This is a genomic window from uncultured Plantibacter sp. (assembly GCF_963518075.1).
GTDB classification, from domain to species: Bacteria; Actinomycetota; Actinomycetes; order Actinomycetales; family Microbacteriaceae; genus Plantibacter; species Plantibacter flavus_A.
This window is the reverse complement of record NZ_CAUQHZ010000010.1, coordinates 72,316-92,957: the sequence shown is the minus strand read 5'-3', so window position 1 is coordinate 92,957 and position 20,642 is coordinate 72,316. Positions and strand designations below refer to the sequence as shown.

Sequence of the window (20,642 nt, the reverse complement as noted above, 5' to 3'; positions counted from 1 at the left end):
GGCGATCAGCCCACGATCCCGAGCGCGAACGGGAGGACCGGGCCGGCCCCTGCGCGGCGGAGCGCGCGACCGGCGACGGTGAGCGTCCACCGACTGTCGGCGCGGTCGTCGACGAGCAGGACCGGCGCACCCTCGAGCGCTGCGAGCTGCGCCCGGAGTTCGGATCCGACGGTGAAGGCGTCCCAGACCCCGGCCAGCCGGTAGGCGCTGTTGCCGCCGGGACCACCGCGCGGGCCGTCGCCGACGAGGTCGAGCTCCCCGAGGTAGGGCAGTCGCCCGAGCGACGCGATGCCCCTCGCCACGGAGTCGACCAGCTGCGGACGCGACCGTGACGGCACACTGACCACGGCGGCCGGTCGTTGCGTCCACGGCCAATCCGCCAGGACGCGGACGCTCGCGTCGATGACCGCGCGGGAGGCGGGAGCATCGGGCGCGCCGGCGGCGAAGAGCTCGCGGAGGACACCGCCCCAGCCGAGGTCGGTGAGCCGAGCGAGGGCGCGCCCGGCCTCGAGGCGGTCCTCGAGCGCGATGCGTCCCTTCACCGCTGCGCCGTCCGCGGTGACGCCGAGGCGGTCGGCTCCCGTCGGCCATTGCGCCCGCGGTTCGAGCTCGACGCCCACCCGCCCGAGCGCCTCCGACGCCGAAGCGGCCGCCGCACTGTCGAGTTCGGTGGGGAACCACGGCCCGGCGCACCGGTCGCATCGGCCACAGGGCACCGCGCTCGCGTCGTCGAGCTCACGTTGCAGCACGAGCATCCGGCACTCGTCGCCCCGCTCGTAGGCCAGCATCGCCTGCTGCTCCGCCACCCTGGCCTCGGCGATCCGCCGGTACCGCTCCCGGTCGTAGACCCACGGCTGCCCGGTCGACACCCACCCCCCGGCCACCCGCTGGACCGCGCCGTCCACGTCGAGCACCTTGAGGAGGAGTTCGAGGGGTGTGCGACGCAGGTTCACGAGTGCCTCGAGCGCGGGCGTGGACCGCGGCTGGCTGTCGAGTGCGTCGAGGACCGCGGTGGCCCGCGCTTCGTCCGGCATCGACGCGGTCGCGAAGTACTGCCAGATCTCCTCGTCCTCCGCTCCGGGCAGGAGCAGGACGTCTGCGTGCTCGGTGGCACGGCCCGCACGACCGACCTGCTGGTAGTACGCGACCGGCGAGGACGGAGCGCCGAGGTGCACGACGAACCCGAGGTCCGGTTTGTCGAACCCCATGCCGAGCGCGCTCGTCGCGACCAGCGCCTTCAGGCGGTTCTCCTTGAGGAGCCGTTCGGACTCCTCGCGTTCGTCGGGATCGGTCCGGCCGGTGTACGCCCGGACCTCGTGACCGGCCTCGCGCAGCAGCCGCGCGGTGTCCTCCGCGGCGGACACCGTGAGCGTGTAGATGATGCCGGACCCGGTGAGCCCGCCGAGGTGGCTGAGCAGCCAGGTGAGGCGGTCCCGTGACTCCGGCAGCCGGAGCACGCCGAGCCGGAGGGACGCCCTCGCGAGCGAGCCACGGATGGTGAGCACCTCGGCTCCGCGGGAGGCTGCGGCACCGGGTGCGGTGAGCTGCTCGGCGATGTCGCGGACGACGCGTGCGTTGGCCGTCGCGGTGGTCGCCAAGACCGGGACCTCGGTAGGAAGACGCCCGATCAGTTCCGCGAGCCGCCGGTAGTCGGGTCGGAAATCGTGACCCCAGTCGGAGATGCAGTGCGCCTCGTCCACCACCAGCATGCCCGTGCGGGCCACGAGGGTCGGGAGCTGCTCATCGCGGAAGCGCGGATTGTTGAGCCGCTCGGGTGAAACGAGCAGGACGTCGACCTCGTCGGCCTCCAGCCGCGCCCGGACGTCGTCCCATTCGTGCGCGTTCGCCGAGTTGATCGCCACCGCGCGCACACCGGCGCGCTCGGCGGCCGCCACCTGGTCGCGCATGAGCGCGAGCAACGGCGAGACCAACAGGGTCGGCCCGGCGCCCCGTCGGCGCAGGAGGGCGGTCGCGATGAAGTAGACGGCGGACTTGCCCCAACCGGTGCGCTGGACGACGAGCGCACGACGATGTTCGTCGACGAGCGCGAGGATCGCCTCGAGCTGACCGTCGTGGAACGTGGCCCCCGGAACGCCCGTGAGTGCGGCGAGCGCCGATGTGGCCTCGGCGACCGATCCGGTGGGGGCTGGTTCGGGGTGGGCGGGGGTGGGCGTGCTGGGGTGGGACATGCGGCAAGTCTGTCAGGAGCTGCTGACGGTGGACTGCGTCGGTGTCTCGGAGGGGCGGTGTCCCGTCGGTCGGTCGGTTGTGGAGGAGCCGCTAGCGATCGTCCGCGGCGGCGACGAGTTCGGCGATGACGAGCTTGGTCTGCCCCATCATGCATCGCATGGCTCGTGCCGCGCGTTCACGGTCGGGGTCGTTCTGCAGTTCGGCGAGGATGCCGGGCACGATCTGCCAGGACAGTCCCCAGCGGTCCTTGAGCCAGCCGCATTGGCTCGGGGCGCCGCCGTCGGCGATGAGGGCGTCCCAGAGTCGGTCGATCTCGTCCTGGGTGTCGGCTCTGACGGAGAAGGAGAACGCCTCGGTGAAGGAGAAGATGGGCCCGGCGTTCATCGCGCTGACGGGGAGGCCTTCGAGCTCGAACTCGACGACCATCGCCTGACCGGCCGGCATGGGTCCGCCTTCCGGGTAGCGGCTCACCGAGGTGATCCGGGAGTCGGGGAACAGCGACACGTAGAAGGTCGCCGCCTCCTCGGCCTGTGAGTCGTACCAGAGGAACGGGGTGATGCGGTGCTCCATCATGTCGTGCTCCCTCTCGGCCCGGGCGTCGTCGCTCAGGCGCTCTTCTTGCGTTTCGTCGCGGTCGACGCTTTCGACGGCGCGGTCTTGGCGGTACCGGTCTTCGCGGTACCGGTCTTCGCGCCACTCGTCTTGGCGGTACCGGTCTTCGCGGTACCAGTCTTCGCAGTACCGGTCTTCGCCGAGCGGCTCGTCGCTGCGGGCTTGGCGGTGCCGGATCGCTTCGCCCCGCTCGCCGTCTTCGCGCCGGTCGTGCCGCGTTGCCGTTCGATACTGCGCTGCAGCACCTCCATGAGGTCGATCGGCTCGGCGCCCGTGTCGTCATCGGGCTCGGGCTGCTCGCCGAAGGTGGCGGCGGTGTCGAGGGCATCGCCCTGCTCGAGTTTCGCCTCGATGAGCTTCCGGAGCTGTGCCTGGTATTCGTCGACGAACGCGTCCGGGCGGAAGCGCGACGAGAACGACTCGACGAGCGCCTCCGACATCTCGAGTTCCTTGGCGGAGATGCGGACGCGTTCCTCGAGTGCCGGGAACCGCACCTCGCGGACCTCGTCCTCCCAGAGCAGCGTCTGCAGGAGGATGACGTCCTCGCGCACCCTGAGGGCGCCGAGACGCGTCTTCTGGCGGAGGGCGAATCGCACGATGGCCGTGCGGTCGGTCTCCTCGAGCGTCCGCCGGAGCAGGACGTAGGCCTTCGACGAGGAGGAGTCGGGTTCGAGGAAGTAACTGCGGTCGAACATGATCGGGTCGAGGTCGTCGCTCGGCACGAACTCGACGACCTCGATCTCGCGGCTGCGTTCCTCGGGGAGCGATGCCAGGTCGTCTGCGGTGAGGACCACCGTCTGCTCGCCGTCCTGGTAGGCCTTGTCGATGTGGTCGTAGCTGACGACCTTGCCGCAGACCTCGCACTTGCGCTGGTACCGGATGCGCCCGCCGTCGGCGTCGTGGACCTGGTGGAGTGACAGGTCGTGGTCCTCCGTGGCGCTGTACACCTTCACCGGGACGTTCACCAGGCCGAAGGTGACCGCACCCTTCCAGATCGCGCGCATGACCGCTCCCGTCCGCCGGCGGATCCGCCCGCGCTGTCGTGGTGACCAGTAGACACCCGGAGCGGCGTCAAGGGCTAGCCCTTGACGGCCGTGGGCGGCAGGCTGATCGCCATGGCGAGGACGAGCGGTGGCGGCGCGCAGTCGCAGTGGGTCGACGTCGACGGACGCCGGATCCAACTCACCCATCTCGACAAGGTGCTGTACCCCGAGACCGGCACGACGAAGGCCGAGGTCCTCGCCTACTACGCCGCGGTCGCCGAACACCTCCTCCCGCACCTCGCCGATCGGCCGGTGACCCGGAAACGCTGGGTGCACGGCGTCGGGACGGCTGCGGCGCCGGAGTCGGGGTTCTTCCAGAAGGATCTGGGCACCGCGGCTCCCGACTGGGTCCAGCGGCTCCCCATCGAGCACAGCGATCACACGAACGAGTACCCGATCGTCGACGATCTCGCGACGCTCACGTGGCTGGCGCAGTTGGGTGCGCTGGAGCTGCACGTGCCGCAGTGGCGGTTCGACCGATCCGGCGAGCGCCGTCCGCCCGACCGTCTCGTCCTCGACCTCGATCCGGGTGAGGGGGTGTCCCTCGCAGAGTGCGCTGGTGTCGCGGGCCTGGCGCGGGCGGTGTTGGTGGACATGGGGCTGGATCCGGTCCCGCTCACGAGTGGGAGCAAGGGGATCCACCTGTATGCGGCGTTGGACGGCCGGCAGAGTTCCGAGGAGGTGTCGCTCGTGGCGCATGAGCTCGCGCGGGCGCTGGCCGCGGACGAGCCGGGCCTCGTGGTGAGCGAGATGTCGAAGCAGCGACGCACGGGGAAGGTCTTCGTCGATTGGAGTCAGAACAACGGATCGAAGACGACGATCGCGCCGTTCTCGTTGCGTGGTCGGTCGCGGCCGACGGTGGCGGCTCCCCGCCGGTGGGAGGAGCTCGACGATCCGGGGCTGGTGCAGCTGGAGTTCCCTGCGGTGCTCGAGCGTCTGGCGGACGGTGAGGACCCGATGCGGGTGCTCGGCGACCCGCGTCCGTCGATCACGATCCGCCCGTCGGAGCACGAGGACCGGCTCGTGGAGTACCGGCGGAAGCGGGACGCGGAGCGGACGCCCGAGCCGGTCCCGGATGGACCGCCGTCGCCTGCCGCTGCTGGGACACCGCCCTCGTTCGTGATCCAGCGACACGAGGCGCGGAAACTGCACCATGACTTCCGGCTCGAGCACGACGGTGTGCTGGTGTCGTGGGCCCTGCCGAAGGGGGTCCCGACGGATCCGAGCAGCAACCACCTGGCGGTGCGCACGGAGGACCACCCCATCGAGTACGGCAGTTTCGAGGGGACGATCCCGGCTGGGGAGTACGGGGCCGGTGAGGTGACCATCTGGGACGCGGGCACCTACGAGCTGGAGAAATGGCGCGATGACGAGGTCATCGGGACCCTGCACGGCCGGGCGGGAGGCGCGCTCGGCGGGCCGATGCGGTTCGCGCTCATCCGGACCGCGGGCGGGACGGGACGGGAGGCGCCGTCGTGGCTCATCCACCGGATGCGCGCGCCGGGTGACCCGCCGGCTCCACCGGTCGTACGGCCTCGTGGGATCCCCACCCCCATGCTCGCGAGTGTCGCGGCACCCGGCGAGCTGGTCGACGACGGATCCTGGGCGTTCGAGATGAAGTGGGACGGCATCCGTGCGATCGCGAGCGTCGACGGCTCGACGGGGCGGGTGCGGTTGTCGAGCCGGAACGGCAAGGACCTGACGATGGCGTACCCGGAGGTGGTCGAGGAGCTCGCGACGTCGCTCGCCGGCCGTGCGGTCGTCCTCGACGGTGAGATCGTGGCGTCAGGGCCTGACGGCCGTCCCGACTTCTCGCTCCTGCAGCGTCGGATGCAGCTCACCGCGGAGCGGGACGTCGAACGGGAGCGCCGTCGGACACCGGTCCGTCTGCTGCTGTTCGACCTGCTCGCGCTGGACGACACGGATCGGACGGAACTGCCGTACCGGGAGCGTCGGGAGCTGCTCGAGCGGACGATCGCGTCCGGGACCGTCGTCCAGGTGCCGCCGACGATCGACGGCTCGCTCGACGATGCGCTCGAGGTGAGTCGGGGGTTGCGGTTGGAGGGGGTGATGGCGAAGGAGCTCGACGGCCGCTACCGACCGGGTCGGCGCAGCAGCACCTGGGTCAAGTTCAAGCACGAACGCATGGAGGAGGTGGTGGTCGCGGGCTGGCGTCCCGGTCGGGGCGGGCGCTCGGGTGGGATCGGGTCGCTCCTGCTCGGGGTGCCGGGCGCGGATGGGCTGCTGCACTACGCGGGGCGGGTCGGGAGCGGCTTCAGCGATCGGGAGTTGGCGGCGACCGCGCTGCGCTTCGAACGGTTGGGTCGGGCGTCGACGGCTCTCGTGGGTGTCCCGCCGGCCGACGCGGCCGACGCCAACTGGGTGGAACCGGTCCTCATCGGGGAGGTCCGCTTCAGCGAGTGGACACCGGATGGACGGTTCAGGCATCCGGTCTGGCGCGGATGGCGCCCTGATCGGACGGTGGACGACCTCGAAGCGCCGGACCGCGGACGCTGAGCCCGCGCACCGATCGCGGACGTCGGGTCAGGACAAGCGGCCGGATTCGGAGAGGAGGGCGAGAACGGCCGACACCCGTGGGTTGCTCGAGGTGTCATGCTCGATCCCGAGTGCGGCGTAGATCGCCGTGAGGTGGTTCTGAACGGACTTCTCCGCGATCCCGAGCCTGGTCGCGATCCCCGTGTTCGAGCGACCGGTCGCGAGCAGCTGCAGCACGGCGTACTGCCGGTCGGTGAGCGACTCGAGACTCGACCCCGCCCTGGGCCTGGTCCGGTCGATGAGTTCGGGATCGAGCATCGTCTCGCCGCGTGCGGAGACCCGGATGGCCTCGAGGAGGATCTCGCGCGTGAGTGACGAGGTCTTCGACAGGTAGCTCCACCCTTCGCGGACGTCGGCCGGCATCTCGAGCAGCATGTCCATGAGGTCGTAGGCGGACAGCAGGACGACACCGAGGCCGGGTTGCGCCCGGCGGAGGGAGACGCCGAGGCTCACCCCGTTGCCGTCGGGCAGCTCGATGTCCATGGTGAGCACGTCCACCGTCCCCGGGAGGAACAGCCTGCGGGCCTCGGCGACCGTACCCGCACGCCCGACGAACGTCACGCCTGGCGCCCCGTCGAGCAGCTCGGCGAGCATGCCGCCGAGCAGCGGCTGGTCCTCGATCACCCCGACACGCAGCGGCCTGGTGGTCGCGGCGTCCGTCGTCGCATCGTCGACCGTGGACAGCGCGGCGGGCGAGGGGTCGGAGTGCGACTGGTGGTGCATGTTCCGAGTATCCCGGATCGAGATGGGAACGACCGAGGGGGAAGCTCCCGAGCGACCGCACGTCGATGTCGGCGGTGGCGCGCACGGCAGGTCAGAATGGAGCCATGACCCAGGAGGCCCGGACCGCTCGCGCTGAGCGCTGGAGCGACAGCCGGGCGTTCATCACGGCCAGTGGTGCCATGGCAGCGGTCTTCGGACTCGCGGTGTCCTTCCAGAGCGTCTACATCTACACCTGGGTCGCCCCGGGTGGGACGCGTGGCATGCTCGCCGAACGGGTCACCGCCAACCTCGTCTCGTTGAGCGCGGCGATCCTCGTACTCGCACTCCTGCTGTGGTCGAGGTGGGGGCCGTCGCTCCACGAGTGGTGGCGCCCGAAGGTGCTCGGGGGTGTCCTCCTCGTGGCGGTGCTGACGGGGCTGCTGCGAAGCGGCCTCCAGCTCCTGCTGGGCGTGTACCGCGACCCGAGCTTGCAGACGGTCCTCGTCGAGGCCGGGACGACGACGCTCGCCCTGGCGGTCTGCGCGACGTTCGGGTTCAGCCTCAGTGCCGCCCGGCGACGCGCCCGCGAGCAGGAGCGCGCGCACGCCGATCAGCGACACCGGGCCGACCTCGCCCTCCAATCCCTGCAGGGTGAGGAGCTGCGGGTGAAGCGGGAGGTCGCGGAAGGGCTGCACGGCACGTTGCAGCAGCACCTCGTCCTGATCAGCGCCCAGCTCGCGTCCGTCACGACAGCACTCGAACAGGGCGGCCCGGACGTCGGGTCGGATGCGGCCAGGACCCTTCGGTCCCTCGGCGAGGAACTCCGGACCGTGCGCGAGCGCGACGTCCGCGAGCTCAGCCGGCTCCTGTCACCGCCGCTGCTCGAGGTCGGGATCGCACCGAGCATCCGCGCGATCCTGCAACGGCTCCCCCCGTCGATCACCACCAATCTCGACGTCTCGCCGGACTTCCGGCTCCTCGACGACCCGATCGACAACGTCTTCACGACGGCGGAGCGCGCGGTCGTCGTCCGCACGCTCGAGGAGGGCGTCACGAACGCGCTGACCCACGGGGCGGCCGATCGACTGGTCGTGGACCTCCGGGTCTCGTCGCCAGCCACCGAGCGGCGAGGGACGATTGCGGGCGCCGTCGAGCTGCGCGTCGTCGACAACGGCTCCGGTCTCCGCGAGGGCACCGAACCGTCCGGCGGCCTGCTGCAACTGGATCGACGGGCCGGCGCCTTCGGCGGGTCCCTCAGGGTCGGCCCGGCAGCCGACGACGAGACCGGCAGCACCGTCCTGACGCTGACGATGCCCTACCGCCCGCCGGCGATCCGCTGAACCGGATCAGGCGGTCGAGGCCTCGGTCAGCAGTTCGCGGACGCGCGGGACGACCACGGAGCCGTACAGCCCGATGCTGTCCATGAGGTGCTCGTGCGATAGCGAACCGTTGCTGATCTTCAGATCCACGCGGGACAGCCCCAAGCCGTCGACCGCGGTCGCGACCTTCCGTGCGACCGTCTCCGGCGAACCGACGAACAGGGCACCCTCCGGGCCGGCCTCCTGCTCGAAGTGCCCACGGGTCATCGGGCTCCAGCCCCGCTCGCGGCCGATCCGGTCCATCATCGCCCGGTAGTGCGGCCACAGCTGCTCCTGCGCGAGCTCATCGGTCTCGGCGATGTGCGCCGGAGAGTGCATGCCCACGGGCTGGGTCGGCAGCTGGAACTGCGCGAGTGCGCGGTGGTAGAGGTCGACGAAGGGGGCGAACCGCAGCGGCCCACCACCGATCACGGCCAGCATCATCGGCAGGCCGTATCGAGCGGTCCGCACGACCGACTCGGGGCTTCCACCCACACCGACCCACGTCTTCAGCTTCCCGTGTTCCACCCGCGGGTAGACCGACTGCTCCCGGAGCGGCGCGCGCGTCTTGCCCGACCAGGTGACCGGTCCCTGCTCGAGGAGGGCGACGAACAGCTCGAGCTTCTCCTCGAAGAGCTCCTCGTACTGCGACAGCTCGTACCCGAAGAGCGGGAACGACTCGGTGAAGGATCCGCGGCCCAGGATGGCTTCGGCCCGCCCTCCCGAGATGCCGTCGAGCGTCGCGAACCGCTGGTAGACGCGCACCGGGTCGTCGGAACTCAGCACCGTGACGGCGGATCCGAGACGGATGCGCTCGGTGCGGGCCGCGATCGCCGCCAGCACGACCTCGGGTGACGAGACCGCGAAGTCCTCACGGTGGTGCTCTCCCACCCCGATGAAGTCGAGGCCGACCGCCTCGGCGTGGACACCCTGCTCCACGACGTTGCGCAGGACCTGCGCCTGGGACAGTGGTGCGCCGTCGGCGTCGACCGTGACGTCACCGAAGGTGTCGATGCCGAACTCGAGGGGTGTGGTCATGGGGTTCTCCAACGTCGTGTGGCTCGCCGCGAGCTGTCACGGCGATTGTATGTGTTTGCATACATCTCGGTGAACCGCGTCGCTCCGACGCGTATTCCCGATCCACCCAGGGTGGCAGAACCGGGCGCCCGCTGGGAGCACCCTCTCAGCAGTGCCTGGCAAGCTGGAAGACCTGCACCCCGAGCCTTGGAGCCCCTGTGTCGCCGCGCCGCCTCTTCCGCCTGATCGCGATCGCCGAGGCGATCACCTGGACCCTGCTCATCATCGGGATGATCCTCAAGTACGTCACGAAGACGACCGACCTCGGCGTGAGCATCGGTGGCGCGCTGCACGGCTTCGTGTTCCTCGTCTACGGCGCGACGGTCCTGCTCATCGGGATCAACCAGCGCTGGCCCATCGGCACGATCCTCGTGGGCCTCGTGAGCGCCGTCGTCCCGTACGCGACCATCCCCTTCGACCTCTGGGCGGACCGCACCGGCCGACTCGACGGGACATGGCGCCGTGAGGCGGGTGCCGACCCGCGCGACCAGCGCGTGCTCGACCGCCTGACCCGCTGGCTCGTCCGACACCCGGTCCTGCTCGTGGTCGTCGGCGGCCTCGTGGTCGTCGCCGTCTTCACGGCCCTGCTCGTCGTCGGGCCGCCGGTCCCGAAGGGCTGATCGTCAGGGTCCCTGCGGACCGCCGGGGCCCACCCCGTCCGCTCAGCCGAGCAGCTCGACCAGATTCCGCGTGATCTCGGAGCGGGCCTCATCACTGGAGATCGTCGCCGAACCGTCACCGGGCTGCACCCCGTAGTCACCGAAGCTCGCGTGGTTCGCCCCGCCGATCTCGACCATCGTCGCGTCGGCGGGCAGCCGGACGCGCGCGTCGGCGACCTTCTCCGGGGTACTCAGTCCGTCATCGCTCCCCGCGAGGCTCAGCACCTCGAGAGCCGAGCCGGAGAGGTCGTTCGCGCAGTAACTCCCGAACAGGACGAGACCCGTCACCGCGGGATCCTCTGCGAGCTGGCAGGCGCGCACCCCGCCGAGCGAGTGGCCGCCGACGAACCAGGTGTCGACGTCCGGGGCGGCGGCGGTGAACGTCTCCAGCGGCCGCTGGTCGAAGAACGCCAGGTTGAGCGTCGGCTTCGTGATGACCACGGTCACGCCGGCCTCCTCGACGACGCCGGACAGCTTGTACAGGTAGGCGTAGGGGTCGACCTTCGCCCCGGGGATGAAGACGAGACCGGTACCGGAGGCCGGACGCTCGGCGTCCGCGGTCGGGGCGAGGACCACGGCGTCGCCGACGTCGGTGACGGAGACCGCAGGGTCCTCCCACACCGCGAGTGCGGCGGGACGGGTGCCCTGCATGACGATCTGGGTCCAGACGACGAACCCGAGGACGACGACGAGCACCGCGCAGAGGATTCCGATGAGGATCGACGTCAGCCGCCCCGCCCGCCGCGGTCGGCCAGGGTGCTCGGTCACTTCGCTCATGTCGTTCCTCCACGCTCGGCGCCCCGCGAGGATCACGGTGGACCGGCTCCCTCCAGTATCCCAAACCGGCCCGGCGCGCGTCAGTCGTGAGGCACGCCACTGCCCGCCGGGAGCCCGGGTCCCGGTCGCGCTGTCAGGCGATCCGCCTATGCTCGACGGGTGACCACCACTCGCACGAAGCACCCCAGCGGGCCGTCGATGACGATCGGCCTCATCACGCACCCGACGAAGAACATCGACGACTCCGTCCGCATCCTCCGCTCATGGCAGCTCGAACACGGCGCGCGCCTCGTCGGACTCCGCGCGGAGGCCAACCGGCTCGGCGACGACGTCGAACTGCTCGACGAGGACGCCTTCGCGTCGTCGGTCGACGTCGCCGTGGCGATGGGCGGCGACGGCACGATGCTCGGCGCGATGCGGCTGCTCGCCGGCCGATCCGCACCGGTGCTCGGCGTCAACTACGGCAACGTCGGCTTCCTCGTCGAGGTCGAGCCGGCCGCGCTCGCGGAGGCACTCCAACGGGTCAGCGACAACGAGTTCTCCCTCGAACCGCACCACGGCCTCGAGGTGACGATCACCACCGGCGAGCAGGTCGCCCATCTCCTCGCCTTCAACGACGTCTCCATCGCCCGGCGCCCGGGAACCGGCGTGGTCATGGCCGACCTCGCCGTGGACGGCACCGCCTACGGGTACTTCAAAGCCGATGCGATCGTGATCGCCACCCCGACCGGATCGACGGCCTACAACTACGCGGCCGGCGGGCCGGTGCTCTCCCCCGCCGTCGCCGCCACCGTCGTCACGCCGGTCGCGCCCATGTCGGGCATCGACCGCTCGTTCATCCTCGGGCCGGCGGAGCGCCTGCAGTTCTCGATCGGCACGGCGACGAAGCAGGCCGCCGTCGAGATCGACGGCCAGGTCCTGTCCGATGTCGCAAGTGGCGCGGTCGTGACCGTCCGGCTCGTGCGCGACGCAGCCAACGTCGTGCGACTCGACCCGAGCCGGCACTCGCGCAAGGGCCGGATGAAACTCAGCCTGCTCGACCTCCCGTTGCGTCGCGATCAGCTGCTCGACCTCGTTCCACCGGACATCCGGGCACGCGTCGAGCGTCCGTCGCGGGTCCGCCGGACGCGCAGCAAGCCGGCCGACCCCTCACATTGAGTCAGGCGCCCGCCCGCAGCGCGGCGCCGGGGCGGGCGTCACGAGGCCGGCAGGACGACCCCGATCGGTTCGCGCTTCTCCGCCTGGAAGCGGTCTTCGGTGCGTCCGTAGGCCCAGTACCCGGACAGTGAGAGCTGGGAGCGGTCGAGCCCGCGCTGGGTGAGGAACACCTCACGAAGTGCTTTCATCGACTCCCGCTCGCCGTGGGCGAAGACCTGCACGCGTCCGTCGGGCCACGGGTGTCCGGCGATGGCGGTCGCGAGGAGCGCGACCGTCGATTCGTCGCGGGCCGCACGGCCGACCCAGATGAGATGCACCCCGGCCGGGTGGTCGAGCTCGACGAGGTCGTCCCGCCCACCGATCTCGAGGAACGCGAGCCCCTTCGCTTCCGCCGGGAGCGCCTCGAGGGCGGCGGCGATCGCGGGGATCGCCGACTCGTCGCCCGCGAAGAGGTGCCAGTCGGCGGTCGGGTCGGGCCGGTAGGCACCGCCGGGGCCGGCGAGCACGACGCGGTCTCCCGGCTGAGCGGCAGCGGCCCACGGGCCGGCGATGCCCTCGTCGCCGTGCACCACGAAGTCGATGTCGATGGTGCCCGCCGCCTGGTCCACGCGTCGCACCGTGTAGGTGCGGGTGACCGGGAGGTCGGCGGGTGCCAGCGTCTCACGGAGCGCCGCGAGGTCATACGGTGGCTCGAGGCCGAGTTCGGGCTTGGCGAAGGAGATCTTCACGTAGCTGTCGGTGGCGTCCTTGGGCTGGAAGTCGGCGAAGCCTGGACCGCCGAGGGTGAGGCGCACGAGGTGCGGTGTGACCCAGGAACTGCGGACCACCTCGAGGATGATCTGTGGACGTGGGGCTCGAGGTCGCGGTGTCGTCGTCATGATTGTCTCCATTCTGCCGCCCATCGGACGGTCTCGGCATCCCCGATCCCGCTGTCATACTTGAGGGATGGCTACGACCGCAGGCTGGTACCCGCACCCCGACGACCCGACGAAGGAACTCCACTTCGACGGCGAGACCTGGGGCGACTCGAGGGTGCTGCGGTTCCAGCGGGACAAGCCGTCGCAGGCCGACGCCGCGGGCTGGTACCCGCACCCGACCGACGAGGAACGCCAGGTCCACTTCGACGGACGAGCATGGACGGACACGCGGGTGTTGCAGCTCAGCGGCGGCGCGTCCGCTGACGGCGGGCAGGCTCCGGTCTACGTGTCGCCCGCCGAACTGCCGGCCCCGGAACGCGAGAGCCGTGCCTGGACGATCACCAAGGCCGCCCTGTCCTTCGGGCCGATCATCGCCATCGCGGTCGTCGGCGTGCTGGCGATCGTCAGCGGCAACACCGGGAGCTGAGGCACCCTCCACGACGACGAAGAGCGCCCCACCGAACCGGCGGGGCGCTCTTCGTCTGCATGGGTCCTACTTGGCTGCGACGGCCTCGGGGGTCGCGATCGACGAGGCGAGCACCTCGTCGAGGCCCGCGGACGCCTCTTCGTCGGTCATCGACTGCGCGAGCGCGAGTTCGGAGACGAGCACCTGGCGCGCCTTCTGGAGCATGCGCTTCTCGCCGGCCGACACGCCGCTGTCCTGGTCGCGACGCCACAGGTCGCGGACGACCTCGCCGACGCGGTGGACGTTGCCACTGGCCATCTTCTCCTGGTTGGCCTTGTATCGACGCGACCAGTTGCCGGGCTCCTCGACGAACGGCTCGCGGAGCACGCCGTAGACGGCCTGGACGCCGTCGTGGTCGATGACGTCGCGCACACCGACGAGGTCGGCGTTCGCGATCGGCAGCTTGATGGTGAGCTCGGACGTGTGCACGCGAAGCGTCATGACGTCCTGCTCGACACCCTTGATCGTCACCTTCGACAACTCGGTGATGGTGACCGCTCCGTGGTGCGGGTAGACCAGGGTCTCTCCAACGATGAACTGCATGGTTCCTCTTCTCTTCTCAGGTCGTCACCGGTACTCGCGCACCGGCGTCGTCGTGCTCCGGCGGTTCAGCGGCCGGATGGTTCGGGGGTCGGTGGTGGCGGTGACGCGCCGACGGATCGTTCGTCGAGCAGCCAGGCGGGCAGCAGGGCGACCAGGGCTTCGACCAGTTCGTCGTCCGAGACGTCGATGCGTCCGCGGCGCCAGCCGTCGACGAGGGAGAGCGTGCCACCGGCGACATAGGCGGAGACCAGGCCCGCCGGGATGCCGACCGGGACCTCGGCGCGCTCGAGCAGCGAGCCGATGAGGTGGTCGGCGTGCTCGCCGACGAGGTCGTCGAACGCGCTGCGGGCGACGGGGAGCTCGAGCACGCTCGAGTAGAGCGGTGCGTCTTCGAGGAGCTGGGCGACGAGGCGTCGGTAGGCTTCGCGGGCGCGCTCGGCGCTACCCAGCGACTCGCCCGCGGGCCGCACCGAGACTCCGGACGCGGCAAGGCCGGCGAACTGCACCCGCAGGTAGGCCGCGGTGAGGTCGTCGAGGCTGGCGAAGTGGGCGTAGAACGAGCTGCGGCTGATCCCGGCGACGCGGACGATGTCGCCGACGGACACGCGTTCCGGCCGACCGGCGAGGATGGTGGCGACGGCGTCGAAGATCGTCTGCCTGGTGCGCTCGGCACGTGGGTCGCCCGTCGCTCGGAGGACGGGAGTGAAGCGCTCGACGCGCGACGGCGGAGCGGGACGTTCTGTGGTGGACTGCTCGACACCGAGGGCGGGAACTCCTGATGTGCGAGGCATTCCCACCAGTGTACCACGACTTCTCGGACAGCTGTCCGAGACAGCACCTGTCGGCTTCGAGTGGGTCCCTCCTCCAGGTCCATCCGGGCACACCTCTCTCCCCCGAGCCGAGGCAGCGCGACCCGAGTGCCCTTCGACAGACTCAGGACCGGCGCAGGTCAGAACGGTGCGGGATCCGGTTCCGTCCGATGATGTTTCCCGTCGGGTGTCGTCCAGTCGAGTACTCCGCCGGGTCCGTGGTCGAGGTTCCATCCGGGGAGGTGCTTCATCCGGTGGTGATGTCGGCACAGGCAGGCGAGATTCGCGACATCCGTGGTGCCGCCGTCCTCCCACGCGACCGAATGATCAAGATCGCACGCTCTGGCCCGTCTGCCGCAGCCTGGTGCGCGACAGGTGCCGTCCCTCAACCGCACCGCGCGTTGCAGGTCGGCCGGAACGCGATACTGGTTCCGGCCGACGGAGAGGACCGCACCGGTTTCCGCCTGGACGAGGATCCGGGTGAAGTTGGGCGCGTTCACCGCGATACGTGCAGCGGTCTCGGGGTCGATTGGCCCGTAGCCGTCCAGGGTCGCCGGGGCATCGGAGACGCCGGCCGTGCTGAGCGCAGGGACCGTGATCTGAACCGAGGGCTTGATGTGTTCCTGCACTTCGATCGGGTGCGGGAGCACCGGGCTCGACATGACGCCTTCAGGCGTCACACCGGTCAGGGCGAGCGCCGCCAGGGCGTCGGCCTGCAGTTGTGCGCACGTGCGAGTGTCGCCCACGGCGCGTGACTCCGCTGCCGCCGCTTCGATCCGCTCGGAGACGCCCTGCGCGATCGGTGCCGTCGTGAAGAGGTGCACCCACGCCATCCCGTCGGCGGCGGGCTCGAACTCGACCCGGCGGTCGGCCTCGGAGCGGACGGCTCGGGCGGTGATGGATTCGGGGTGGAGGCGCTCGCGCAGGACGCGGGCGCGCTTCCGGAGGCACGCATCGGTGGATTGTTCGGCGACCGGCAGGACCTCGGCGAGGAACACCGCCCGCCCCTCGACCGGCACGTCACTGAGTTGGTCGATGATCGTCTGCGCGTGCCGCGCCGAGATGCGCCCGGCCTCAAGTGACGCCAGCACGGCCGGCGCGTCGTTGACGAGGCGCTCGGCATCGTTCGTCGCACACTGAACCGTCCGCTCCGGGATCCGGGTCGCCATCGCGAGGGCTGCACAGGTGGAGCGACGGGACAGGGCCTGGCGCTCAACCCGCGGGAAGATCGCCGGGACGGTGGCGTCGGCGAAAGCGTCCGCGTAGGCAGCTGAGCGGGCGAGGAGGCGCGCCTTGCGTGCGTCCAGGACGGCCTGCTGGCGGTGGAGTTCCGCCACTCGTCCGAGAACTCCGCGAGGCGCGCCGCGCAGTCGTCGCTCGCGCGGATCGCGCTGTGCTCGACGGCCGGGAGGGGGTGCTCGGAGTCGCTGTGGCGCTCAGGGGTCGGAGGAGACTACCGGAGGATCTCCACGAGCAGCACCCATGCACCGACCACGGAGCCGATGAACACAAGGATGAAGCCGGCAGCCAGCCAGCCGAGACCGACCGACGAACCGAGGAGGAGCAACACACCGCCGATCACGAACGGGATCATCTGCAACACCGGCACCGCAGCCTTGAGGGCGCGCGGTCCGTGCTCGGCATCCTGGTGGCGGAGGATCCGGACCGCGGCGTCGATCGCGAACCACAGGGCGAGGGCGGTCAGGAGCAGGACCTCGACACCGTACAAGACGTCGGCCTGACCCGGGATGAGTCCTGCGGCAGCGACGACGACGATCAACACCAGGGAGCTGATCGTCGCCGCCGCCCGCGCCGGCATGGACGGGATCTCGATGATCTTGGCGATGTTCACGGACATCGCGACGATGATGAGTCCGGCGAGCGCCGCCGCAGCGCCCGCGGTCGCCACGAAGAAATCGTTCCACGCTTCAGCCATCGCTGCTCCTCGGGAAGCCGATGTCCCCTCGCGACACCACCGCCGTCACGCTCACGTCACCCCTCTGCAGGGGCGGCGATGTTCACCAGCCAGGTGATCCCGAAGCGGTCCTGCACCATGCCGAAGGAGTCGCCCCAGGGCGCCACGGTCAGCGGCTGCTGGACGGTGCCGCCATCAGAGAGCCGCTCGAAGTACTCGCGCAGTTGGGTCTCGTCGGTGTCCGACCCACTCAGCGACATCGAGAAGTTGCTGCCCTCGCGGTAGTCCATGTGCTTCGGCGTGTCCGACCCCATGAACACGACCCCGGCGTCGCCGGTCAGCTGGGAGTGCATCACCAGATCGACCTCGTCCGGCTCGACCGCGGCACCGAAGTCGCCGAACGTCGACACCGTCAGTTCGCCGCCGAAGACCCCCTGGTAGAACTCCATCGCCTCACGGGCTGTCCCGCGGAAGCCGAGATACGGGTTGAGCGTCGTCATGATCGTCCCTTTCGCCTGGACGGGCGCATCGTCGCGCTCGTCTCGCGATCATTCTCACGCTCCGGCGTCGGATGTGCGAGCACGTTCTGGTGTCTCCGTCACGAGGGGCTGGGACGCCCACGGCTACTAGGCTCGTCTGGTGCCCTCGCAACCCCAGCCCCTCCGCATCGCGATGATCTCGCTCCACACCAGTCCCGGTGACGAGCCGGGTTCCGGTGACGCCGGCGGGATGAACGTCGTGGTCCGTCATCAGGCCGTCGCGATGGGCGCAGCGGGCCACGAGGTCGACGTCATCACCCGGCGGTCCTCTGCCGACCAACCGTCCGCCGCATCCCTCGCCCCCGGCGTGACCCTGCGCTTCCTCGACGCCGGTCCCGCCGAACCGGTCGCGAAGGGTCGGCACGAAGAGTTCGTCGACGACTTCCGCTCGGAACTCGCCCGACTGTCGCGATACGACGTCCTGCACGCCCACCACTGGTTCTCCGGCATGGCCGCACTCCCCCTCGCGCGGGAACTGGGGATCCCGCATGTGCAGAGCTTCCACAGCATCGCCGCCGAGTCCACCACCCCGCTCTCGCACGGCGAGCGCGCCGAGTCCCCCGGGCGCCTGGCCGGAGAGGCACGGCTCGCCGCGGAGTCGGACGCGGTCGTCGCGATCAGCGCGGCCGAGGCCGACACCGCGATCACGCGGCTCGGAGCCCGCCCCGATCGGGTGTCGATCGTGCCACCCGGTGTCGACGGGACGCTGTTCCACCCGCTGGACGGTCCTCGTTCCGGTCGCCCGACCGCGGTGGTCGCCGGTCGCCTCCACCCGCTGAAGGGCTTCGACCTCGCCATCGAGACCATCGCCGCGGTCGCGCCCGAGCTCCGCCCCGAACTCGTCATCGCCGGGGACGTCTCCGTCGACTACGACCGCTACGCCGAGGAACTCGCCGCCCTCGCCCGCGACCTCGGTGTCGCCGACGACGTCCGCTTCGTCGGGCCGCAGTCGCGCATCGGGCTCGCCACGCTGTTCCGCGAGAGCACGCTCGTGCTCGTCCCCTCGCACTCGGAGACGTACGGTCTCGTCGCGCTCGAAGCCGCGGCGAGCGGCGTGCCGACCGTCGTGGCCGCCTCAGGCGGATTACGGGAGGCCGTCGTCGACGGAGAGACGGGCATCGTCATCGACTCCCGCGACCCGCACATCTGGGGCGCTGCGGTCTCGTCCATCCTGGGCGACCCGAAGCGGCTCGCGCAGCTCGGTTCGGCAGCGCGACGTCGGGCGGAGCGGTTCGACTGGCAGCGCTCGGGAGACGCCCTCGTCGACGTCTACCGGACCCTGCTCGAGACCGCTCCCGCCGTCGCCACCGCCCCGGCGACCTCGACCTCGTGAACCACGGACTCCTCCCGCTCATCGACAGCGGGCGCACCGTCCTGTTCGCGCACGCGCATCCGGACGACGAGACCCTCGCTTCGGGCGCGCTCATCGCCGAACTCGCGGACCACGGTGCTCGCGTCGTCCTCGTGACGGCCACGCGAGGCGAGCGCGGCGAAGTCGTCGACGGCCCGCTCCGGTCCCTCGCCGGAACCGCTGCTCTCGCGTCCCACCGCGAGTCGGAGCTCGCCGCCGCCTGCCGCACGCTCGGCGTGGCCGAGCAGTTCTGGTTGGGGACGGGTCCGGCGGCCCGGCCGGGGACGTCGACGCGATACGTGGACTCGGGCATGCGGTGGGTGCGCGAGGGACTCGCCGGCCCCGCTGACGACGTCTCCCCCGGTGCGTTCTCGCTCGCTCCGCTCGACGACGTCGCGGACGACCTCGTCGCGGTCATCGGACACGCCTCGCCAGACCTGGTCATCAGCTACGACCACGGTGGCGGGTACGGGCACCCGGACCATCTCCGGATGCACGAGGCCGCGATCGTCGCCGCGCGGAGGAGCGGGGTGCCCTTCGCGGAACTCGTGCACCACCGCACCGATCTGGAACCGCTGGGCGACGACGCCGTGTGGTTCCCACTCGGGCACCGCCTCCCGATCGTCGCCGCGGCACTCGCGGAACACGCCAGCCAATTGACGGTCGACGGCGAGCAGCTCGTCCACTCCGGCGGCCAGCGCGAGGACATCACCACCTCGGTGGGCCTGCGAATCCGGTCCCGCTAGGCGGTCGTCGGATGGTTCCGGTGCTCCCGCGGCATGCGGGTCGCGAGCACGGGGACGAGCAGCATGAGCACGACCGCGGAGCCGAACGCCGCGGGGAACGAGAAGGCGTCGAGCAGTGCGCCGGCGACCAACGGGCCGACGATGGCGCCGAGGTCGGACGTCGCCTGGAAGACCGCGACGGCCCGACCACCCCGACCGCCCGCGGCGTCTCCGACGGCCGCCGCCGGAGCGGTCCCGAGGAAGGCCGCCGCGACACCGTAGACGCAGAGGGCGACGACCAGCAGCCAGAGCTCGCCGACGAACGGCATGGCGAGGAGCGCCGCCGCCGCGACCGGGAACGCGACGAGCATCGCGGGTCGTCGTCCGACGGTGTCGACGAAGCGGCCGGCGGGACCGAGCGCGAGCGTCTGCGCGACAGCGGCGATCGCGAAGGCGATCCCGGTCCAGGCCGCTTCCTCATGGAGCGCCTCCACGACGAGGACCGGAACGAGTGCGCCCCGGACGCCCATCGACGCCCAGCCGTTCGCGAAGTTCGCGAGGAGCGCCGCCTGGTACCGGCGATCGGCGAGGACCGTGCGGAAGGGCTCGGCCTGCGTGGCGGTCTCGACCGGCGCGGCGATCCGACTGCCGCGCAGCATCACGAGTCCGAGGACGCCGGCGACCGCGAGGGTCCCGGCGTAGAAGAAGAACGGTGCCGTGAGCGAGATGGTCGCGAGCAGGCCACCGACGGCCGGTCCGGCCATGCCGCCGACGAGGAACCCGCCCTGGTAGAACCCGACCGCCCGCCCGCGACGGTGCGGCGGGGTGGTGCGCAGCAGCAGTGTCATCGCGGCGACGGAGAACATCGCCGACCCGATCCCTCCGACCCCGCGGAGCAGGAGCAGCTGCGGATAGTCCGCCGCGAGCCCGACGAGCGCGCTCGACACCGCCACGATGCCGATCCCGGTGGCCAGCACCACCCGCTCGCCGATCCGATCGACGAGCGCACCCACGAACGGGTTCGCGATGAGCCGCATGAGCGCGAAGACGGAGACGACCGCGCCGACCTCGAGGTAGCCGACGCCGAAGCTGCGCACGTACACGGGCAGGACCGGGATCACGACACCGAACCCGAGCATCACGAAGAACGCGACACCGCCGAGGACGAGGACCTCGCGGCCGAGGGGTTCACGAGGAACGGCTCCCGCTCCGCCTGGACGACGGAACGGGAGCCGGATCATGCTC

General features: G+C 70.8%; 20 protein-coding genes. 7 read left to right on the top strand and 13 right to left on the bottom strand.

What is annotated here, in order from left to right:
• Positions 1-5 precede the first annotated feature (5 nt).
• The 3 genes from RWN05_RS12790 to RWN05_RS12780 all read right to left on the bottom strand — a co-directional run bounded on the left by RWN05_RS12790 (position 6) and on the right by RWN05_RS12780 (position 3,806).
• Positions 6-2,189, bottom strand: a complete 2,184-nt coding sequence (locus RWN05_RS12790) for an ATP-dependent DNA helicase RecQ (RefSeq protein WP_071260311.1) — start codon at positions 2,187-2,189, stop codon at positions 6-8.
• A 91-nt stretch (positions 2,190-2,280) separates the two neighbouring features.
• Positions 2,281-2,763 carry a VOC family protein gene (locus tag RWN05_RS12785; RefSeq protein ID WP_371743530.1) on the bottom strand — a complete coding sequence of 161 codons (483 nt, stop codon included), beginning with the start codon at positions 2,761-2,763 and terminating at the stop codon, positions 2,281-2,283.
• A gap of 32 nt (positions 2,764-2,795) precedes the next feature.
• Positions 2,796-3,806 (bottom strand): Ku protein, encoded by a 1,011-nt coding sequence (locus RWN05_RS12780; RefSeq protein WP_314139774.1) that lies wholly within the window; start codon positions 3,804-3,806, stop codon positions 2,796-2,798.
• 111 nt (positions 3,807-3,917) lie between these two features.
• Between RWN05_RS12780 and RWN05_RS12775 the strand changes: the two genes are divergently transcribed.
• Positions 3,918-6,362 (top strand): ATP-dependent DNA ligase, encoded by a 2,445-nt coding sequence (locus tag RWN05_RS12775; RefSeq protein ID WP_079002592.1) that lies wholly within the window; start codon positions 3,918-3,920, stop codon positions 6,360-6,362.
• A gap of 27 nt (positions 6,363-6,389) precedes the next feature.
• On the opposite strand, the gene RWN05_RS12770 is transcribed toward RWN05_RS12775, so the two are convergent.
• Positions 6,390-7,124, bottom strand: coding sequence for a LuxR C-terminal-related transcriptional regulator (locus RWN05_RS12770; protein WP_079002593.1), 735 nt, complete (start codon positions 7,122-7,124; stop codon positions 6,390-6,392).
• Positions 7,125-7,228: 104 nt separating this feature from the next.
• On the opposite strand from RWN05_RS12770, the gene RWN05_RS12765 reads away from it, so the two are divergent.
• A complete protein-coding gene (locus RWN05_RS12765) occupies positions 7,229-8,443 on the top strand; it encodes a sensor histidine kinase (RefSeq protein ID WP_079002594.1) in 1,215 nt (404 codons plus the stop codon).
• Positions 8,444-8,449: 6 nt separating this feature from the next.
• Here the strand turns inward: RWN05_RS12765 and RWN05_RS12760 are convergent, their stop codons facing one another.
• The gene (locus RWN05_RS12760; protein ID WP_079002595.1) at positions 8,450-9,499 is read right to left on the bottom strand and encodes an LLM class flavin-dependent oxidoreductase; all 1,050 of its coding nucleotides are present in this window, start codon (positions 9,497-9,499) and stop codon (positions 8,450-8,452) included.
• Between the two features lie 197 nt (positions 9,500-9,696).
• On the opposite strand from RWN05_RS12760, the gene RWN05_RS12755 reads away from it, so the two are divergent.
• A complete protein-coding gene (locus tag RWN05_RS12755) occupies positions 9,697-10,158 on the top strand; it encodes a DUF3817 domain-containing protein (RefSeq protein WP_064296132.1) in 462 nt (153 codons plus the stop codon).
• A gap of 42 nt (positions 10,159-10,200) precedes the next feature.
• On the opposite strand, the gene RWN05_RS12750 is transcribed toward RWN05_RS12755, so the two are convergent.
• The gene (locus tag RWN05_RS12750) at positions 10,201-10,974 is read right to left on the bottom strand and encodes an alpha/beta hydrolase (RefSeq protein ID WP_314139771.1); all 774 of its coding nucleotides are present in this window, start codon (positions 10,972-10,974) and stop codon (positions 10,201-10,203) included.
• Positions 10,975-11,133: 159 nt separating this feature from the next.
• Here RWN05_RS12750 and RWN05_RS12745 point away from each other — a divergent pair, with 159 nt between their 5' ends.
• Positions 11,134-12,132 (top strand): NAD(+)/NADH kinase, encoded by a 999-nt coding sequence (locus tag RWN05_RS12745; protein ID WP_240555469.1) that lies wholly within the window; start codon positions 11,134-11,136, stop codon positions 12,130-12,132.
• Between the two features lie 38 nt (positions 12,133-12,170).
• On the opposite strand, the gene RWN05_RS12740 is transcribed toward RWN05_RS12745, so the two are convergent.
• Positions 12,171-13,010 (bottom strand): siderophore-interacting protein, encoded by an 840-nt coding sequence (locus RWN05_RS12740; protein WP_153303437.1) that lies wholly within the window; start codon positions 13,008-13,010, stop codon positions 12,171-12,173.
• Positions 13,011-13,077: 67 nt separating this feature from the next.
• Between RWN05_RS12740 and RWN05_RS12735 the strand changes: the two genes are divergently transcribed.
• Positions 13,078-13,476, top strand: a complete 399-nt coding sequence (locus tag RWN05_RS12735; RefSeq protein ID WP_121290535.1) for a hypothetical protein — start codon at positions 13,078-13,080, stop codon at positions 13,474-13,476.
• Positions 13,477-13,542: 66 nt separating this feature from the next.
• Here the strand turns inward: RWN05_RS12735 and RWN05_RS12730 are convergent, their stop codons facing one another.
• The 5 genes from RWN05_RS12730 to RWN05_RS12710 all read right to left on the bottom strand — a co-directional run bounded on the left by RWN05_RS12730 (position 13,543) and on the right by RWN05_RS12710 (position 17,285).
• On the bottom strand, positions 13,543-14,058 hold the full coding sequence (locus RWN05_RS12730; protein ID WP_064296128.1) for a CarD family transcriptional regulator: 516 nt from the start codon (positions 14,056-14,058) through the stop codon (positions 13,543-13,545).
• Between the two features lie 65 nt (positions 14,059-14,123).
• The gene (locus tag RWN05_RS12725) at positions 14,124-14,849 is read right to left on the bottom strand and encodes a TetR/AcrR family transcriptional regulator (RefSeq protein ID WP_079002599.1); all 726 of its coding nucleotides are present in this window, start codon (positions 14,847-14,849) and stop codon (positions 14,124-14,126) included.
• Between the two features lie 158 nt (positions 14,850-15,007).
• Complete coding sequence (locus RWN05_RS12720; protein ID WP_314139770.1) at positions 15,008-16,204, bottom strand: DUF222 domain-containing protein; 1,197 nt, start codon at positions 16,202-16,204, stop codon at positions 15,008-15,010.
• Between the two features lie 116 nt (positions 16,205-16,320).
• Entirely contained in the window at positions 16,321-16,803 is a 483-nt protein-coding gene (locus RWN05_RS12715; protein WP_314139769.1) for a hypothetical protein, read from the bottom strand.
• A 56-nt stretch (positions 16,804-16,859) separates the two neighbouring features.
• A complete protein-coding gene (locus RWN05_RS12710; RefSeq protein WP_079002602.1) occupies positions 16,860-17,285 on the bottom strand; it encodes a VOC family protein in 426 nt (141 codons plus the stop codon).
• Between the two features lie 136 nt (positions 17,286-17,421).
• Here RWN05_RS12710 and RWN05_RS12705 point away from each other — a divergent pair, with 136 nt between their 5' ends.
• Together RWN05_RS12705 and RWN05_RS12700 are read left to right on the top strand one after the other, a co-directional pair.
• Entirely contained in the window at positions 17,422-18,654 is a 1,233-nt protein-coding gene (locus tag RWN05_RS12705) for a glycosyltransferase (RefSeq protein WP_314139767.1), read from the top strand.
• Entirely contained in the window at positions 18,651-19,418 is a 768-nt protein-coding gene (locus tag RWN05_RS12700) for a PIG-L family deacetylase (RefSeq protein ID WP_314139766.1), read from the top strand. Before RWN05_RS12705 ends, RWN05_RS12700 begins: the two co-directional genes overlap by 4 nt.
• Here the strand turns inward: RWN05_RS12700 and RWN05_RS12695 are convergent.
• A complete protein-coding gene (locus tag RWN05_RS12695; protein ID WP_314139764.1) occupies positions 19,415-20,638 on the bottom strand; it encodes an MFS transporter in 1,224 nt (407 codons plus the stop codon). The genes RWN05_RS12700 and RWN05_RS12695 overlap by 4 nt on opposite strands.
• Positions 20,639-20,642: the final 4 nt, after the last annotated feature.

Coding starts and splice junctions, on each gene's coding strand:
- RWN05_RS12790 (WP_071260311.1), bottom strand. CDS start 2,189: ATGTCCCACCCCAGCACGCCCACCCCCGCCCACCCCGAACCAGCCCCC.
- RWN05_RS12785 (WP_371743530.1), bottom strand. CDS start 2,763: ATGATGGAGCACCGCATCACCCCGTTCCTCTGGTACGACTCACAGGCC.
- RWN05_RS12780 (WP_314139774.1), bottom strand. CDS start 3,806: ATGCGCGCGATCTGGAAGGGTGCGGTCACCTTCGGCCTGGTGAACGTC.
- RWN05_RS12775 (WP_079002592.1), top strand. CDS start 3,918: ATGGCGAGGACGAGCGGTGGCGGCGCGCAGTCGCAGTGGGTCGACGTC.
- RWN05_RS12770 (WP_079002593.1), bottom strand. CDS start 7,124: ATGCACCACCAGTCGCACTCCGACCCCTCGCCCGCCGCGCTGTCCACG.
- RWN05_RS12765 (WP_079002594.1), top strand. CDS start 7,229: ATGACCCAGGAGGCCCGGACCGCTCGCGCTGAGCGCTGGAGCGACAGC.
- RWN05_RS12760 (WP_079002595.1), bottom strand. CDS start 9,499: ATGACCACACCCCTCGAGTTCGGCATCGACACCTTCGGTGACGTCACG.
- RWN05_RS12750 (WP_314139771.1), bottom strand. CDS start 10,974: ATGAGCGAAGTGACCGAGCACCCTGGCCGACCGCGGCGGGCGGGGCGG.
- RWN05_RS12740 (WP_153303437.1), bottom strand. CDS start 13,010: ATGACGACGACACCGCGACCTCGAGCCCCACGTCCACAGATCATCCTC.
- RWN05_RS12735 (WP_121290535.1), top strand. CDS start 13,078: ATGGCTACGACCGCAGGCTGGTACCCGCACCCCGACGACCCGACGAAG.
- RWN05_RS12730 (WP_064296128.1), bottom strand. CDS start 14,058: ATGCAGTTCATCGTTGGAGAGACCCTGGTCTACCCGCACCACGGAGCG.
- RWN05_RS12725 (WP_079002599.1), bottom strand. CDS start 14,849: ATGCCTCGCACATCAGGAGTTCCCGCCCTCGGTGTCGAGCAGTCCACC.
- RWN05_RS12715 (WP_314139769.1), bottom strand. CDS start 16,803: ATGGCTGAAGCGTGGAACGATTTCTTCGTGGCGACCGCGGGCGCTGCG.
- RWN05_RS12695 (WP_314139764.1), bottom strand. CDS start 20,638: ATGATCCGGCTCCCGTTCCGTCGTCCAGGCGGAGCGGGAGCCGTTCCT.